The organism is Streptomyces sp. NPDC005794 (genome assembly GCF_042871445.1).
In the GTDB taxonomy this organism is placed as follows: Bacteria; Actinomycetota; Actinomycetes; order Streptomycetales; family Streptomycetaceae; genus Streptomyces.
Genome location: NZ_JBIAIN010000003.1, coordinates 361,244 through 377,580, shown reverse-complemented (window position 1 = coordinate 377,580; position 16,337 = coordinate 361,244). Strand labels below are relative to the sequence as shown.

Here is a 16,337-nt window from a genome sequence, read left to right as displayed (position 1 = left end):
CCCCGGCCGACGGGACCTCGCACGGCCGCGCCCGGCGGGCAGACCGAAGTCTGTCCGCCGGGCGCGGCCGTGGTGTGTCCGCCGGTCAGTCGGTGAGGTTCACCGAACGCGCCGAAGCGGCGCCGATCTCCTCGGCGATCTCGGTGAGGACCGACTGCGGGATGGTGTCGTCGACGGTGAGGACGACCAGCGCCTCACCGCCCGCGTCCTGCCGCGAGACCTGCATGCCGGCGATGTTCAGCCCGGCCTCGCCGAGGATCTTGCCGACCGCGCCCACGACGCCGGGACGGTCCTCGTAGCGCAGGACGACCATGTGGTCGGCGAGCGCCAGGTCGACGTCGTGCTCGCCGATGGCGACGATCTTCTGGAGGTGCTTGGGGCCGGCCAGCGTGCCGGAGACCGCGACCTCCTCGCCGTTCGACAGCGTGCCCCGGACGGTCACCACGTTGCGGTGGTCCGGCGACTCGGAGCTGGTGGTGAGGCGGACCTCGACACCGCGCTCCTGCGCGAAGAGCGGGGCGTTGACGTAGCTGACGGTCTCGTCGACGACGTCCTCGAACACACCCTTGAGCGCGGAGAGTTCGAGCACCTTCACGTCGTGCTGGGTGATCTCGCCGTAGACCTCGACGTCGAGACGGGCCGCGACCTCGCCCGCGAGCGCGGTGAAGATCCGGCCGAGCTTCTCGGCGAGCGGCAGGCCGGGGCGCACGTCCTCGGCGATGACGCCGCCCTGGACGTTGACCGCGTCGGGCACGAGCTCACCGGCGAGGGCCAGACGGACGGACCTGGCGACCGCGATGCCCGCCTTCTCCTGCGCCTCGTCGGTGGAGGCGCCGAGGTGCGGGGTGCAGACGACCTGGTCGAACTCGAACAGCGGGGAGTCCGTGCAGGGCTCCTTGGTGTACACGTCCAGACCGGCGCCGGCGACCCTGCCCTCCTTGAGGGCGGAGGCGAGCGCCTCCTCGTCGACGATGCCGCCGCGCGCGGCGTTGACGATGCGCACCGACGGCTTCACCTTGTGCAGCGCTTCGTCGCCGATCAGGCCGAGCGTCTCAGGGGTCTTGGGGAGGTGCACCGTGATGAAGTCGGAGACCTCGAGCAGCTCGTCCAGCGTGAGGAGCTTGACGCCCATCTGCGCGGCGCGTGCGGGCTGCACGTAGGGGTCGTACGCGACGATCTTCATGCCGAAGGCCGACATGCGCTGCGCGACCAGCACGCCGATGCGGCCGAGGCCGACGACGCCGAGGGTCTTCTCGCTGAGCTCCACACCCGTGTACTTGGAGCGCTTCCACTCGCCGTTCTTCAAGGCGGTGTTGGCCTGCGGGATGTTGCGCGCGGTGGCGACGAGCAGACCACAGGCCAGCTCGGCGGCGGTGACGATGTTGGACGTCGGCGCGTTGACGACCATCACGCCGGCCTTGGTGGCCGAGGCGACGTCGACGTTGTCCAGACCGACACCCGCGCGGGCGACGACCTTGAGCTGCTTCGCCGCGGCGATGGCCTCGGCGTCGACCTTGGTGGCGGAGCGCACCAGGATCGCGTCGACGTCGGCGATCGCGGGGAGGAGTGCGGCGCGGTCCGCGCCGTTGCAATGCCGGATCTCGAAATCCGGACCCAGAGCGTCAACCGTGGCGGGCGACAGCTCTTCGGCGATGAGTACGACAGGTTTCGAGCTCACGTGTGTCCTCACATGTCCAGTGCGGACGGCCGTCCCGACGGCCGCAGGCGGTGGAGGGGCTAGCCGCGTGGAAGACGCACGACACTGTGGGCCCTGACGCGTATATGTGTTGAGCAGTGTAGTCATGCGGCCGGGCGCTGACAGCGCCCCGGTGGAAGGATCACCCGCACGGGGTGGACGGTCTGTACAGACATACGGTGCCGTCTTCCTGCCACCCGCCCTTCCCCGCAGTGACACGGGGGTGAGGCCGGCCGTGTGCCGGGGGGCAGGCCCGTACGGACCTGCCCCCCGGCGAGAACTCAGGCGTCCTCGTTGTCGACCCAGCTCATGAGCTTGCGAAGCTCCTTGCCGGTGGTCTCCAGCAGGGACTCGCTGTCGGCCTTCTTGTACTCGTTGTACTTGGGCAGACCGTTGTGGTACTCGGCCATCCACGCCTTGGCGAAGGTGCCGTCCTGGATCTCGGCGAGGACCTTCTTCATCTCGGCCTTGGTGGCGTCCGTGATGATGCGCGGGCCGGTGACGTAGTCGCCCCACTCGGCGGTCTCCGAGATGGACCAGCGCATCTTCTCCAGGCCGCCCTCGTACATGAGGTCCACGATGAGCTTCAGCTCGTGGAGGCACTCGAAGTACGCGATCTCCGGCTGGTAACCGGCCTCGGTCAACGTCTCGAAACCGGCCTTGACGAGGGCGGCGGTGCCACCGCAGAGAACGGCCTGCTCACCGAACAGGTCGGTCTCGGTCTCCTCGGTGAAGGTCGTCTTGATGACGCCGGCGCGGGTGCCGCCGATGCCCTTCGCGTAGGAGAGGGCGAGCTCCAGGCCCTTGCCGGTGGGGTTCTGCTCGACGGCCACGATGCACGGGACGCCGCGGCCTTCCTCGTACTGGCGGCGGACCAGGTGCCCCGGGCCCTTCGGGGCGACCATGCAGACGTCGACGTTGGCCGGCGGCTTGATGAAGTCGAAGCGGATGTTCAGACCGTGGCCGAAGAACAGCGCGTCGCCGTCCTTGAGGTTGTCCTTGACGGACTCCTCGTAGACCTGGGCCTGGATCGGGTCCGGGACGAGGATCATGATGACGTCGGCCTCGGCGGCGGCCTCGGACGGGGTCACCACGCGAAGGCCCTGCTCCTCGGCCTTGGCCTTGGACTTCGAACCCTCGTGCAGACCGACACGGACGTCGACACCCGAGTCACGCAGCGACAGCGCGTGGGCGTGCCCCTGGCTGCCGTAACCAAGCACCGCGACCTTACGGCCCTGGATGATGGACAGGTCGGCATCGTCGTCGTAGAACAGCTCGGCCACTGGGTCTTCTCCTTGGTGTGCAGGTGTTGCGTCCCACCGTACGGCGGGGTGCGTGGGGTACGTTGCCGGGTCTCGCCATACGAGCGGCGAGGTTCCCGATGGGTTACGCCGTACGGTCGAGTGCGCGCAGAGAACGGTCGGTGATCGAGCGCGCGCCGCGCCCTATGGCGATGGTGCCGGACTGGACGAGTTCCTTGATGCCGAACTGCTCCAGCATCTTGAGCATGGCCTCCAGCTTGTCGGCGCCCCCTGTCGCCTCGATCGTGACGGCCTCCGGGGAGACGTCCACGGTCTTGGCGCGGAACAGCTGGACGATCTCGACGATCTGGGAGCGGGTCTCGTTGTCTGCGCGGACCTTCACCAGGACGAGCTCCCGCTGGATCGCTGCGGCGGGCTCGAGTTCGACGATCTTCAGGACGTTGACCAGCTTGTTGAGCTGCTTGGTCACCTGCTCCAGGGGCAGGCCCTCGACATTCACGACAATGGTGATGCGTGAGATGTCGGGATGTTCGGTGGTACCGACCGCGAGCGAGTCGATGTTGAAGCCGCGCCGGGAGAACAGGGCCGTGATACGGGCGAGGACACCCGGCTTGTTCTCGACCAGGACGGAGAGTGTGTGCTTGCTGGACATGGAGTCGGTCTCTCTCTGTCTCTCAGTCGTCTTCGTTGTCGCCGAAGTCGGGGCGGACACCGCGCGCTGCCATGACCTCGTCGTTGGAGGTGCCGGCGGCGACCATCGGCCACACCATGGCGTCCTCGTGGACGATGAAGTCGATGACGACCGGGCGGTCGTTGATCGCGTTGGCCTCGGCGATGACCTTGTCCAGGTCGGCCGGGTCCTCGCAGCGGATCGCGTAGCAGCCCATGGCCTCGGACAGCTTGACGAAGTCCGGCACGCGGGTGCCCTTGGCGGGGACGCCGTCCGTGTCCGTGCCGGAGTGCAGCACGGTGTTGGAGTACCGCTGGTTGTAGAACAGGGTCTGCCACTGGCGGACCATCCCGAGCGCGCCGTTGTTGATGATGGCGACCTTGATCGGGATGTTGTTGAGCGCGCAGGTGGTGAGTTCCTGGTTGGTCATCTGGAAGCAGCCGTCGCCGTCGATCGCCCAGACCGCGCGCTCGGGCATGCCGGCCTTGGCGCCCATCGCGGCCGGGACCGCGTAGCCCATGGTCCCGGCGCCGCCGGAGTTGAGCCAGGTGGCGGGCTGCTCGTACTGGATGAAGTGCGAGGCCCACATCTGGTGCTGGCCGACGCCCGCCGCGAAGATCGTTCCCTCCGGGGCGAGTTCGCCGATGCGCTGGATGACCTGCTGCGGCGAGAGGCTGCCGTCCTCCGGCAGGTCGTAGCCGACCGGGTAGGTCTCGCGCCAGCGGTTGAGGTCCTTCCACCAGGCCGCGTAGTCGCCCGCGTTGCCTTCGGTGTGCTCGGCCTGGACCGCCTGGACGAGGTCGGCGATGACCTCGCGGGCGTCACCGACGATCGGGACGTCGGCGGCGCGGTTCTTGCCGATCTCCGCCGGGTCGATGTCCGCGTGGACGATCTTTGCGTACGGGGCGAAGCTGTCCAGCTTGCCGGTGACGCGGTCGTCGAACCTGGCCCCGAGCGCGACGATCAGGTCGGCCTTCTGCAGCGCGGTGACGGCGGTGACCGAACCGTGCATGCCGGGCATTCCCACGTGCAGCGGGTGGCTGTCGGGGAAGGAGCCGAGCGCCATCAGGGTGGTGGTGACGGGCGCTCCGGTGAGCTCTGCCAGGACCTTCAGCTCGGCGGTGGCGCCGGCCTTCATGACGCCGCCGCCGACGTACAGCACCGGGCGCTTGGCCTGGGTGATGAGCTTGGCGGCCTCGCGGATCTGCTTGGCGTGCGGCTTGGTGACCGGGCGGTAGCCGGGCAGGTCCATGGCCGGCGGCCAGCTGAAGACCGTCTTCGACTGCAGCGCGTCCTTGGCGATGTCGACGAGGACCGGTCCGGGGCGGCCGGTGGAGGCGATGTGGAAGGCCTCGGCGATCGTGTGCGCGATGTCCTCGGCGCGGGTGACCAGGAAGTTGTGCTTGGTGATCGGCATCGTGATGCCGCAGATGTCGGCTTCCTGGAAGGCGTCCGTGCCGATGGCGGCGGAGGCCACCTGGCCGGTGATCGCGACCAGGGGCACGGAATCCATGGCCGCGTCGGCGATCGGGGTGACCAGGTTGGTGGCACCGGGACCCGAGGTGACCATGCAGACACCGACCTTGCCGGTGGCCTGTGCGTAACCGGTGGCCGCGTGACCGGCCCCCTGCTCGTGGCGGACCAGGATGTGACGGACCCGGGTGGAGTCCATCAGCGGGTCGTACGCCGGGAGGATGCAGCCGCCGGGCAGGCCGAATACGGTGTCGGCGCCGACTTCCTCGAGAGAACGGATGAGGGACTGCGCGCCCGTGAGGTGCTCAACGGAGGCGGAGGACGGTCCGCCGTTACGGGCCCGCGGCTGCGGGTGCTGGGCCCCGGTGGCCTGCTCGGTCATCGGCATTCTCTTCTCGAAGCTGAGGGTTTATGCGGTGTTTTTGTGGGGTTCCGAAAGGTCCCGGTGCAACAAAAAACCCCTCGTGCCGTGGGGCAAGCGAGGGGAGCGCGCCGGTGCGGTCTGCAGGGTTTCCATGAGTGACCCTGCTTCAGCCGACGCGCTTTCCAAGTACGAGAATTCGGGTGCGCATGGCATTGACCCTCTCTCCGGCACGCATTCGGTGTCAAGTGGGTGGGACGGGCGTCTCATCATGTGAGCGGTTCTGGAGCGGGATCACGCCCCCCGCGAACACCGGCTGAGCGGCCGGGGCGAGCCCCGGGACGGGGTACTTCCCCCGGATCAGGGTGCGCCGCAGCCGGTACTCGTCCAGCGGCCCGGCGAAAGCCATCCCCTGGCCGTGTGTGCACCCCATGGCACGCAGTGCGCGTACCTGTTCGGGCATGTCCACCCCGTCGGCCATCGACTGCATGCCGAGGTCCCCGGCGATGCGCAGGAGCCCACTGGTGATCTTGTGCAGCCTCGCCGACTCGACGACGCCCTCCACCAGACACCGGTCCAGTTTCAGTACGTCGATGGGGAGCCGGCGCAGGGCGTTGAGCGCGGCGTACCCGCTGCCGAAGCCGTCGAGCGCGATCCGGACACCGAGACGGCGCAGGGCGACCAGCCGCTGTTCCAGCTCGTCGAAGGAGACCCGCGGGTCGCTGTCGGCCACTTCGATCATCAGGGCGCCGGAGGGCAGCCCGTGCCGGGTCAGGAGTGCCTCGACCGACCGCGGAGGCAGGGCCCGGTCCACCAGCCGGGCGGCCGACACACGCACCGAGACGGTGACCGGATGCCCGGCCCTGGACCGGTCGGCGGCCTGCTCGACGGCCTGCTCCAGCAGCCAGGTGCCGAGCTCGGCGGCGCGGTCGCTGTCCTCGGAGACGCGCAGGAACTCGGCGGGGGTGAACAGGATGCCCTGGGCCGAGCGCCAGCGGGCCTGGGCGGCGACGGCCGCGACCGTGCCGGTGGCCAGATGGACGACGGGCTGGTGGAGCAGGGCGAATTCACCGTCGCGCAGGGCGGTGCGGAGCCGTGCCGCGAGCTCGGAGCGGCGCACGACGTCCGCCTGCATCTGGGGGGCGTAGAGCTCGACCCGGTCCTTGCCGCTCGCCTTCGCCCGGTACATGGCCAGGTCGGCGTTCCGCATGAGGTCCTTGGGCGTGATGGAGGGCTCGGCGAAGGCGACCCCGATGGAGGCGGCCACCCTGACCTCGGCGGCGCCGATCCGGTACGGCTGGGAGAGCCTGAGGCGCAGCCGGTCGGCGATGTCGTGGACCTGGTACTCCCGGGCGGCCTGGTCGCGGGTGCCGTCGCCGACGATGAGGGCGGCGAACTCGTCGCCCCCGAGGCGCGCCGCGGTGTCCGAGGTGCGTACGGAATCCTGGAGGCGGCGTGCGGCCTGGACGAGGAGCTCGTCTCCCGCCTGGTGGCCGATGGAGTCGTTGACCGCCTTGAAGCCGTCGAGATCGATGAAGAGCACTGCGGTGCCCGGATCACCCGCCCGGCGGCCCCCGAGCGCCTGGCCGACCCGGGTGGTGAAGAGGGCGCGGTTGGGCAGGTCGGTGAGCGGGTCGTGTTCGGCGTTGTGCTGGAGCTGGGCCTGCAGCCTGACCCGCTCGGTGACATCGCGGCTGTTGAGCAGCAGACCGCCCTGGTGGCGGTTGACGGTGGACTCGACGTGGAGCCAGTCGCCCGTACCCGATCTGAAGCGGCACTCGATCCGGGTGGTGGGCTCCTCGCGGGACGGCGCGGCGAGGAAGCGCCGCAGCTCGTGGATCACTCCCCCGAGGTCGTCGGGATGGATGATCGACGACAGCTCCGCGCCGATGAGGTCCTCGGCGGCGCGTCGGTAGACCCCGGCCGCCGCGGGACTGACGTAGCGGAGCGCGCCGCTGGGCTCGGCGATCATGATGACGTCGCTGGACCCCTGCACCAGGGAGCGGAAGTAGTTCTCCTTCTGGGCCAGTTCGTGGGTGAGCGCGATGTTGTCGAGGAGCATGATGGCCTGCCGGAGGACCAGCGCGAGCACGACCGTGCAGCCGGTGAGGAGCACGACCTGGTCGACCCGGCGCCCCTCCACCACGTTGTACAGGATGCCGAGGGTGCAGACCGCCGCGGCCAGATAGGGCGTGAGCGCGGCGAGGGACCCGGCGATCGGGCGGCTCGTGACCCACGGGCCCGGGCAGAGGGCTTCGACAGCGTTGTCCTGCCCTCGCCGGGCCGCCCAGGGGGCGTACGCGAGGAGCAGGGAACCGGCGAACCAGCCCGCGTCCAGCAGATGGCCCGAGTGGTACGCCGAGCGCAGCAGCGGGGCGGTGAAGAGGGCGTCGCACAGCACGGTCAGGGCGAGGCCGGCGATGGCGGTGTTGACCGCGGAACGGTTCATGCCGCCCCGTCGGAAGTGCAGTGCGAGGACCATGGAGACCAGCACGATGTCGAGCAGCGGGTAGGCCAGCGAGAGCGCCGCCCTGGCCACGCTCTCCCCCGCGGCGTTCGCGGTGTGCGCGGTGTGGGCCAGTGCGACGCTCCAGGAGAGCGTCAGCAGGGACCCTCCGATCAGCCAGGCGTCCAGCACCAGGCATACCCAGCCGGCCCGGGTGACGGGCCGCTTGGCCAGGACGAGCATCCCGACGATGACGGGCGGCGCGAAGCAGAGGAAGAAGAGGTCCGCGAGGGAGGGGGTGGGCACCTCACGCCGCAGCACCACCTCGTACCATCCCCAGACCGCGTTGCCTCCGGCGGCCATGGCCGAGGAGAGCGAGAAGAGAAGCCATGCGGGCCTGAGCGGGCTGCCGCTCGTGCGGGCGTGCAGGAAGCACGAGACCGCGGCGATCAGGGCGGCGACACTGAGACCGAAGTCACCCATGAACATGGCGACTTCCGGTGACCCCCAGCCGAAGGCGGCACCTACCGCGTATCCGGCGCAGACGGCGGCGAGGACGAGCTGGGAGCACTGCCCCGCAGCCCGTCCCGCGAGCGGCTGCCGGGAGAGCAGGGCCCCGAGGGCGCTCACCGGAGAGCCCCACCGGCAGGCCCTGGTGCCCTCGCTGCCGCCTGCCTCTCCTGCCCGCCCCGCCGCGTCGGATCGTCTCTCCACTGGCCGCACATCGCCCGTCGCCCCCTCGCGTTCCACATCCCCGGCGCCGTCCCTTCCACGGCGCAGCCCTCGTGTGGACGATACACCAGAGCCGTCACACAGGGCCATAAGCTCTCTACTCTCCGTGACCACCTGGGGTGTTGTCCGAACGCGGTGCGCCCGATCCGCTCCGGAGCGTGGTCATCCGGTGGTGCGTACGAGGTTGTCGACGGGCTCTCCCGCGGCGAACCGGGTGAGCTGTCCGGCGAGCAGCCGCTTGGCCCGGGGCAGGAACGCGGAGGTGCTGCCTCCCACATGAGGGCTGATCAGTGTGTGGGGAGCATGCCAGAGAGGATGGCCGGCGGGCAGGGGTTCGGGATCGGTCACGTCGAGCGCGGCACGCAGTCGTCCGGACTCGAGTTCGGACAACAGCGCCTCGGTGTCGACGACGGCACCCCGCGCGACGTTCACGAGCAGCGCGCCGTCCCGCATCGCGGCGAGGAAGCCGGGGCCCACCAGCCCTTGTGTGGAAGGGTTCAGCGGGGTGCACAGGATGACGACGTCGGCCTCGGGGAGCAGGACGGGAAGCTCATCGATCGCGTGTACGGGGCCGCGTGCGGTTGTCCGTGCGGAGCGTGCGACGCGCACCACCCGCGCGCACTCGAAGGGTTCGAGCCGGTCCTCGATGGCCGCGCCGATCGATCCGTAACCCACTATGAGGACGGACTTGTCGGCGAGTGCCGGATAGAAGCCGGACCTCCACTCCTCCTTGTCCTGGCCGTGCACGAAGCCGGGGACCCCGCGGAGCGAGGCGAGGACCAGGGTGAGTGCGAGCTCGGCGGTCGACGCCTCGTGCACGCCCCTGGCGTTGCACAGCCGCACTCCCGCCGGCAGCAGACCGAGTCCTGGTTCCACGTGGTCGATGCCCGCGGAGAGGGTCTGCACGACCTGGACCGCCCGCATCTCCTTGAGCGGGCGGACCGCGACCTCCGGACCTTTCATGTACGGAACGACATAGAACGCGCAGTCCGCGGGGTCCGCCGGGTAGTCCCGGCCACCGTCCCAGAGACGGTAGTTGAGACCCTCGGGGAGGCCGTCGATCTCATCGGCGGGGAACGGCAGCCATACGTCGGCAGTGGATGTAGAAGTCATGGTCAGGAGGCTATGCGAAGGGCGGGGAACGGCAGAGGTTACTTTGGGGTGCTGGTGGGCCCGTGATCATGGGGCCGAGGGAGGGTTCGGGGAGTTGGAGCGCAGGACTATCGGTGCGGCGGCGCTTGCCGTGGGTGCGGTCGGGCTGGGGTGTATGCCGATGAGCTGGGCCTACAGCACGTCGCAGCAGCGCGGTGACCGCTCGGTGCGGACCGTGCACGCCGCGCTGGACGCGGGCGTCCAACTGCTCGACACCGCGGACATGTACGGGCCCTTCACCAACGAGCTCCTCGTCGGACGGGCCCTCAAGGGCCGCCGGTACGAAGCTTTCCTCTCCACCAAGTGCGGGCTGCTGGTGGGCGATCAGCACATCGTGGCCAACGGGCGTCCCGGCTATGTGCGCCGGGCCTGCGACGCCTCGCTGCGACGGCTCCAGACCGATGTGATCGATCTCTACCAGCTGCACCGGGCCGATCCCGAGATTCCGGTCGAGGAGACCTGGGGCGCGATGGCGGACCTGGTGACCGCGGGCAAGGTGCGGGCGCTCGGACTGTGCGCGGTGGGCGCCCGGGCCGGCCGCCGGCCGGGGGCGCGGATGCACGACGGGACCATCCGGCAGCTGGAGCGGATACAGCAGGTCTTTCCCGTCAGTGCGGTCGAGGCGGAACTCTCCGTGTGGTCGCCCCAGGCCCTGGAGGATCTGCTGCCGTGGTGCGCGGCCCGGGGCGTGGGAGTGCTGGCGGCGATGCCGCTGGGCAACGGCTACCTCACGGGCACGCTCAAGCCGGGCCAGGGCTTCGAGCCGGACGATCCGCGGGCCAGGCACCCCCGCTTCACCGCGGAGATGATGGCGGCCAACCAGCCGGTGGTGGCGGGGCTGCGCAGGATCGCGGAACGGCACGACGCCACTCCGGCACAGGTGGCTCTGGCGTGGGTCCTGCGGCAGGGCCGCCATGTGGTGCCCGTGCCCGGCGCGAAGCGGGAGGAGTGGGCCGTGGAGAACGCGCGAGCGGCGGGGCTGGCGCTCACGGACCAGGACATGGCCGAGATCGCCGGACTGCCGCAGGCCCGCGGGTCGTGGGACTGACTCTCCGGGTCAATTGGCGGAGATCGGGAACCCGGTGCGGAGCGGCGGTGTAAGAACAGTGGTCGAGCGACCGTCGAAAGGATCGGTGCTGTGCAAACTCCCGTGCTGCGCAAGGGGGTGGTGGCCCTGCTCGCCTCGGCCTCCCTCCTGCTGTCCGCCTGTTCGTCCGATGACGGCCCGGCGGCCGGTGAGGGCGCCTCCTCGCCCCCGGCGGGCGCCACGTCCTCCTCCCCGGCCCCGGCGAGCCCGTCGGCGGACCCGCCGCCGGCCAAGGGATCGGTCGAGGTGGTGAAGACACTCACGGACGGTCTCGCGTCCCCCTGGGGCCTCGCGGCTCTGCCCGGGGGTGACCTGCTGGTCGCCTCGCGTGACGAGGCGACGATCACCCGGGTCGACGGGGAGAGCGGCAAGAAGACCCTGCTGGGCTCGGTGCCGGGGGTCGCGCCGGCCGGTGAGGGCGGCCTGCTCGGCCTCGCCGTCGCCCCGACGTACGGCGCGGACCATCTGGTCTACGCGTACTTCACCACCGAGTCGGACAACCGCATCGCCCGCCTCCAGTACGACGAGGAGAAGCCCGCCGGCCGGCAGCTGGGAGCCCCCGACACCATTGTCCGGGGCATCCCCAAGGGCTTCGTCCACAACGGCGGGCGGATCGCGTTCGGGCCCGACCGCATGCTGTACGCCGGCACGGGCGAGACGGGCGACACGGGTCTCGCCCAGGACACGTCGTCCCTTGCGGGCAAGATCCTTCGGATGACGCCCGACGGCGAGCCCGTGCACGGCAACCCCGAGGCCGACTCCCTGGTCTATTCGTACGGGCACCGCAATGTGCAGGGTCTGGCCTGGGACAGCGGGAAGCGGCTCTGGGCGGCGGAATTCGGCCAGGACACCTGGGACGAGCTGAATCGGATCGAGCCGGGCAAGAACTACGGCTGGCCCGATGTCGAAGGAAAACACGACGAAGGGAAAGGGGGATCGGCGTTCGTCGACCCGGTGGCCCAGTGGAAGACCTCCGAGGCGTCGCCGAGCGGTATCGCGTACGCCGAAGGATCGGTCTGGATGGCGGGGCTGCGGGGCGAGCGCCTCTGGCGGATCCCGCTGTCGGGCAAGGCGGACGGGGAACCATCGGCGGACCCCCAGGCGTTCCTCGAAGGGAAGTACGGCCGTCTGCGCACGGTGCTCGCCGCGGGTGGCGACAAGCTGTGGCTGGTCACGAGCAACACGGACGGCCGCGGTACCCCGAAGTCGGGCGACGACCGGATCCTGCTCCTGAAGGTGCGGTAGCCGGTGGGCGGAGTCGGAGGGAGCACGGCACGTGTTCAACTTCTTCGAGGAGCTGTTCGCGCCGGGCCGTAAGCACACGGCCGAGGAGCAGAAGCGGCTGGAGCTGAGCCGGGTGGACCTGGGCATCGGCGACCCGGCGCGCGGCCCGATAGACCTCACGTCCGGCAGGGTGACGCTCCGCCGGCCACCGCCCGAGGACGACCAGGACCACGACGGGCCCGGCGGTTGAGAGCGGGACCCCTACGGCCCCTCTCTCACCCCACCGCTGGTGCGGTACCGAGAGTGGGGGCACGGCTTCTTGCCGTGCCCCCACTCTCGTGCGCCAGGGGATGCCGCCGCATCGGGCGAGTGCCGCATCTCTGCGGGCGGGGGGCCTCAGGCCCGGACGACGGATGCCTCAGCCGGCTGCCGCCGGGGCCTCAGCCCCCAGCCGGTGCGGACGGCATGGCGACGAAGAGGTCGAAGTACATGCCTACGGAGATCAGCAGTCCGAGCGCTCCCAGAGCGATGCCCGCCACGGCGACGGAGCGGATCCAGCCGGCCTGGGGGTGGAGAGAGGGGGTGCCGAAGGAGGGCCGGACCAGGACGAAGATGCCGACGAGCAGCGCGAGCAACGCGAAGAGCCCGTTGACGAGGGCCGTGCTGTGCCAGGCGTCGCCGTAGAGTTCGGAGATCTGCTGGGTGGCGCTGCCGCCGCCGCCGGAGGTCTCGATCTGGCCGATCAGCGTCTCGCGCTCAGCGGCGACGCGGCCGGTCCACGCGCCCGAGAGCGAGACGATGCCGAGCCCGGCGGCCACGACGGAGGCGGCTCCGGTTCCGACCCCGGCGGCCGCGGCGGCCTCGGCCTCGTCGTAGGGGTCGGGCTCCAGATCGGTCTCCAGGCCGTCCTCCGCGGCTGCGTCGGTCGCGGCCACGTCCATCGCGGTCACGTCCGACGTGGTCACGCCCGGTGCGGCGTCGGCCGGAACGGCGTCTTCCGTGGAGCTCGCCTTCTTCGTCACGTCCGGCTCGGTGGCGGTCCCGTCGGCCGCCTTCTTCTCGGTGTCGTCAGTGGTCGCGGTGGTGGGGGAGGTGTTCATGCGCCGCACGCTAGGGGTCCTCCATGAGAACCTCCTTAACACTGAGCGCCTCAGCCCTGCCCCTTGCGCCATTCGGGGGCCAGGACGGCCCAGATCTCCTCGTCGTGGCGCTTGCCGCGGTACGGATAGGCCTCGCGCAGCACACCTTCGCGGGTCATACCGAGCCGCTCGGCCACCGCGACGCTGCGGGTGTTGGCGGAGGACGCGATCCACTCCACCCGGTGCATGCCCCGTACGCCGACGGCCCAGTCGATCAGCTTCCGTGACGCCCGGGTCACCAGGCCCCGGCCCTCCGCGGCGGCCTCCAGCCAGCAGCCGATCTCGCAGTTGCCGGCCTCCGCCTCGAATACGCGGAACAGGACGCCACCGACCAGCGTGCCGTCCAGCCAGATGCCGTAGAGCCGGCCGGTGTCGGCCGCCTGTTTGTCGGCGTACCGCTGGAGCAGCGCCCGTGCGGAGGTGAGGTCCGTGGCAGCTGCGGCGAACGGGATCCAGGGGTCGACCAGGGCGCGCGCCCGGTCCATGTGTGCCAGGAACTCCTCGGCCTGCCAGGGCTCGAGCGGGCGGAGCTCCGCACCGTCATCCCCGAGTGGCACCGTGAACACAGTGACTCTCCCTCGTCGTCGTGACGTCTCAGTGGACGCGCTGAGCGACGGTCCGGACGGCGTCGTCGGTGCGTTCCCTCGGGATTTTCGCACGCGGTGCGGTGCGGTCCGGCGGCTCGATGCTGATGCGCGGAAGCAGCCGGTCCAGCCGGGCGGGCAGCCACCAGTTCGCGCCCCCGAGCAGGTGCAAGGTGACCGTCGCGTAGGCGGTGGGGGACATGACGGGAGACATCCCACGAAGTCGCATGACCTGAGAGGCTCACTCTGTCAGCCGTTCGTGACCTTTTGCCGCTTTCGTGGGCATGGTCACATGGCTTGACTTCGCCCCCTCCGTCGCGCGGTCGGCACCTCGTCACCGCCCGCCCCCGCCTCCCGCCCGTCAGCCGGAGACGCTCGCCCTGCCGTTCTCGATGTGGCCCATCAGCCGGCGCCGGAAGGAGCCCGCTTCGTCGGCCGTCACCTCGAGGTCGTACCAGCCGTGGGCGTCGGCGGCCGAATGCACGACCGTACGGCTGCGCCCCGGCTTGACCTTGACCGTCCGGGACCAGTCCCGCAGGTCGTCCTCGTCGACGTATCCGAGGGGCCGCACGGTGTAGGTCAGCGTCCGCCTGCCGTTGTTGCGCAGCGTGAGATGCAGGTCCCGCTCGTGGGCGTCGATGCGGGAGGAGAGTTCCGCGGCGCCGTCGGACGCTCCCTCGAACTCCCGCCGGAAGCCGTTCGGCCCGGTGACCGTGAAGCGGTACCCCCCTCCGCTCAGCGGCACCGTCCACCGGGCCGAGCCCCTGACGTCCCGGTGCTGCGGAGCGGGGAACTCCCGCGCGTACGGGTAGAGCGTGAAGTGCGCGGAGGACTTGCCGGTGTTGCTGAGGTCCAGCCGCAGCCCGCCGTCCACGCGCTTCGCCTGCGCGTCGGGCTGGTAGGGCAGGGGCCGGGCAGGGCGGGCGCCCGTCTCCTGGCCGGGCATGTGCTGGACGGCCGGCGGCTTCGGCTGCCAGCGACCGCCGAACGGCGGGATCGCGGCGGGGCGCTCCGTCTCCGGCTGCCGCCGCGCACGGGTGAAGTCGAAGGCCGAGGTGAGGTCGCCGGTGACCTGACGCCGCCAGTCACCGATGTTGGGTTCCCTCACCCCCGTCCAGCGCTCCAGGAGGCGGATCACGGAGGTGTGGTCGAAGACCTCGGAGCAGACGTATCCACCGACCGTCCACGGGGAGACGACCAGCAGCGGGACCCGTACGCCGAGCCCGGTGGGCTTGCCCTCCCAGTGCTCCTCGGTCACCTCAGCGGGCGGGACCGGCGGCGGCACGTGGTCGAAGAATCCGTCGTTCTCGTCGTAGGTGATGAGGACGACGGTGCGCCGCCACACATCGGGGTTCCTACCGAGTGCGTCCAGGACCTTGTAGACGATCGTCGCGCTGTGCACCGGCGAGGAGACGCTCGGGTGCTCGGAGTCCACCGCCGACGGGACCAGGTAGGAGACCTCGGGCAGCGTTCCCGCGGCCACGTCCGCGGCGAACTCGTCGGCGAGCGTGCCCGTCCCGACCCGGCGCAGCCCTCGCTCGAACAGGCTGCGCTCGGCCGCCGTCAGGGCGGCGACGCCCTCGTCGAGCAGGCCGAGCAGCCGCTCCCGCTCGGCGGTCCCGTCCGCGTCGCGCACGGTGGCGTAGAAGGACTCCATGTAGGTGTGTCCGTCGGTCCTCGCCAGGGCCTTGCGCGCGACGGCCTTGAAGGTGGCGAAGAACTCGATCTGGTTGTCGGTGAAGTTCTCCCACTCGGTGTACGTCTTCCAGCTGCGCCCGGCCTTCTCCAACCGCTCGGCGTACGTGCCCCAGTCGTATCCGGGGTGGGTGCCCTCGTCGTACGCGTCGTTGCCCACGGCCCGCTCGCCGCTCGGCTCGTTGCCCGTCTTCCCGCTCCACAGGTGGTTGCGGTTCGGGCTGGTGGAGGTGTGGATCGAGGAGTGGTAGGCGTCGCAGACCGTGAAGGTGTCGGCGAGTTCGTAGTGCAGCGGGATGTCGCCGCGGTCGTAGTACGCCATGGTCGCGGCGGTCTTCGCGGTGACCCAGCCGTTCATCCAGCCGTCGGCCCATGCCGTGGCGCCGCCACTCCACGAGTGGTCGAGGGCGCCGATGTACTGCAGGTCCTCCTTCTGCGTTTCCGCGGCCTCGCGCACGGGGAACGGCAGCACGGTCGCACCCAGCGGCCCCGGCTGTTCGAAGACGGGCCTGCCGGAGGGAAGTTCGATCGCGTTGCGGTCGCCGAAGCCGCGTACCCCGCGCAGCGTCCCGAAGTAATGATCGAAGGAACGGTTCTCCTGCATCAGGATCACCACGTGCTCGATGGCGTCCAGCCCCGCACCACCGGACCGCTCGGCCGCGGGCTGTGCGGCGATCGCCGCCTGGAGCGACGGGGGCAGGAACGATCCCGCCGTCGCCGCGCCGAGGGCTCCGCCCCCGAGCGCGAAGAGCCGCCGCCGTGACATGTCCGTGGTCAAGTAAGCCTCCCGATTCCGTGTCTACGGCTGGAAACTAA

Annotated in this window: 13 protein-coding genes; 3 read left to right on the top strand and 10 right to left on the bottom strand. The window is 70.3% G+C overall.

Annotated features, from left to right (window positions below; translation table 11 throughout):
• Window positions 1-85 precede the first annotated feature (85 nt).
• From serA to ACFYQ5_RS06390, 6 genes are all read right to left on the bottom strand, one after another.
• Window positions 86-1,678, bottom strand: coding sequence for a phosphoglycerate dehydrogenase (gene serA, locus ACFYQ5_RS06415; protein ID WP_389193936.1), 1,593 nt, complete (start codon window positions 1,676-1,678; stop codon window positions 86-88).
• A 299-nt stretch (window positions 1,679-1,977) separates the two neighbouring features.
• Complete coding sequence (gene ilvC, locus ACFYQ5_RS06410) at window positions 1,978-2,979, bottom strand: ketol-acid reductoisomerase (protein ID WP_389193933.1); 1,002 nt, start codon at window positions 2,977-2,979, stop codon at window positions 1,978-1,980.
• Between the two features lie 103 nt (window positions 2,980-3,082).
• On the bottom strand, window positions 3,083-3,610 hold the full coding sequence (ilvN, locus tag ACFYQ5_RS06405) for an acetolactate synthase small subunit (protein WP_031091631.1): 528 nt from the start codon (window positions 3,608-3,610) through the stop codon (window positions 3,083-3,085).
• A 22-nt stretch (window positions 3,611-3,632) separates the two neighbouring features.
• On the bottom strand, window positions 3,633-5,489 hold the full coding sequence (locus tag ACFYQ5_RS06400; protein ID WP_389193930.1) for an acetolactate synthase large subunit: 1,857 nt from the start codon (window positions 5,487-5,489) through the stop codon (window positions 3,633-3,635).
• A 217-nt stretch (window positions 5,490-5,706) separates the two neighbouring features.
• Window positions 5,707-8,538 (bottom strand): putative bifunctional diguanylate cyclase/phosphodiesterase, encoded by a 2,832-nt coding sequence (locus ACFYQ5_RS06395; RefSeq protein ID WP_389193927.1) that lies wholly within the window; start codon window positions 8,536-8,538, stop codon window positions 5,707-5,709.
• 264 nt (window positions 8,539-8,802) lie between these two features.
• Complete coding sequence (locus ACFYQ5_RS06390) at window positions 8,803-9,753, bottom strand: 2-hydroxyacid dehydrogenase (RefSeq protein ID WP_389193925.1); 951 nt, start codon at window positions 9,751-9,753, stop codon at window positions 8,803-8,805.
• Between the two features lie 130 nt (window positions 9,754-9,883).
• Between ACFYQ5_RS06390 and ACFYQ5_RS06385 the strand changes: the two genes are divergently transcribed.
• From ACFYQ5_RS06385 to ACFYQ5_RS06375, 3 genes are all read left to right on the top strand, one after another.
• Complete coding sequence (locus tag ACFYQ5_RS06385; protein ID WP_389194250.1) at window positions 9,884-10,840, top strand: aldo/keto reductase; 957 nt, start codon at window positions 9,884-9,886, stop codon at window positions 10,838-10,840.
• 90 nt (window positions 10,841-10,930) lie between these two features.
• On the top strand, window positions 10,931-12,124 hold the full coding sequence (locus ACFYQ5_RS06380; RefSeq protein ID WP_389193922.1) for a PQQ-dependent sugar dehydrogenase: 1,194 nt from the start codon (window positions 10,931-10,933) through the stop codon (window positions 12,122-12,124).
• 31 nt (window positions 12,125-12,155) lie between these two features.
• A complete protein-coding gene (locus tag ACFYQ5_RS06375; RefSeq protein ID WP_389193919.1) occupies window positions 12,156-12,353 on the top strand; it encodes a DUF6191 domain-containing protein in 198 nt (65 codons plus the stop codon).
• A gap of 190 nt (window positions 12,354-12,543) precedes the next feature.
• On the opposite strand, the gene ACFYQ5_RS06370 is transcribed toward ACFYQ5_RS06375, so the two are convergent.
• The 4 genes from ACFYQ5_RS06370 to ACFYQ5_RS06355 all read right to left on the bottom strand — a co-directional run bounded on the left by ACFYQ5_RS06370 (window position 12,544) and on the right by ACFYQ5_RS06355 (window position 16,299).
• A complete protein-coding gene (locus ACFYQ5_RS06370) occupies window positions 12,544-13,203 on the bottom strand; it encodes a hypothetical protein (RefSeq protein ID WP_389193916.1) in 660 nt (219 codons plus the stop codon).
• 50 nt (window positions 13,204-13,253) lie between these two features.
• On the bottom strand, window positions 13,254-13,808 hold the full coding sequence (locus ACFYQ5_RS06365) for a GNAT family N-acetyltransferase (RefSeq protein WP_389193913.1): 555 nt from the start codon (window positions 13,806-13,808) through the stop codon (window positions 13,254-13,256).
• Between the two features lie 28 nt (window positions 13,809-13,836).
• Window positions 13,837-14,028, bottom strand: a complete 192-nt coding sequence (locus ACFYQ5_RS06360) for a hypothetical protein (protein WP_389194275.1) — start codon at window positions 14,026-14,028, stop codon at window positions 13,837-13,839.
• 159 nt (window positions 14,029-14,187) lie between these two features.
• Window positions 14,188-16,299 (bottom strand): phosphocholine-specific phospholipase C, encoded by a 2,112-nt coding sequence (locus ACFYQ5_RS06355; RefSeq protein WP_389193910.1) that lies wholly within the window; start codon window positions 16,297-16,299, stop codon window positions 14,188-14,190.
• Window positions 16,300-16,337: the final 38 nt, after the last annotated feature.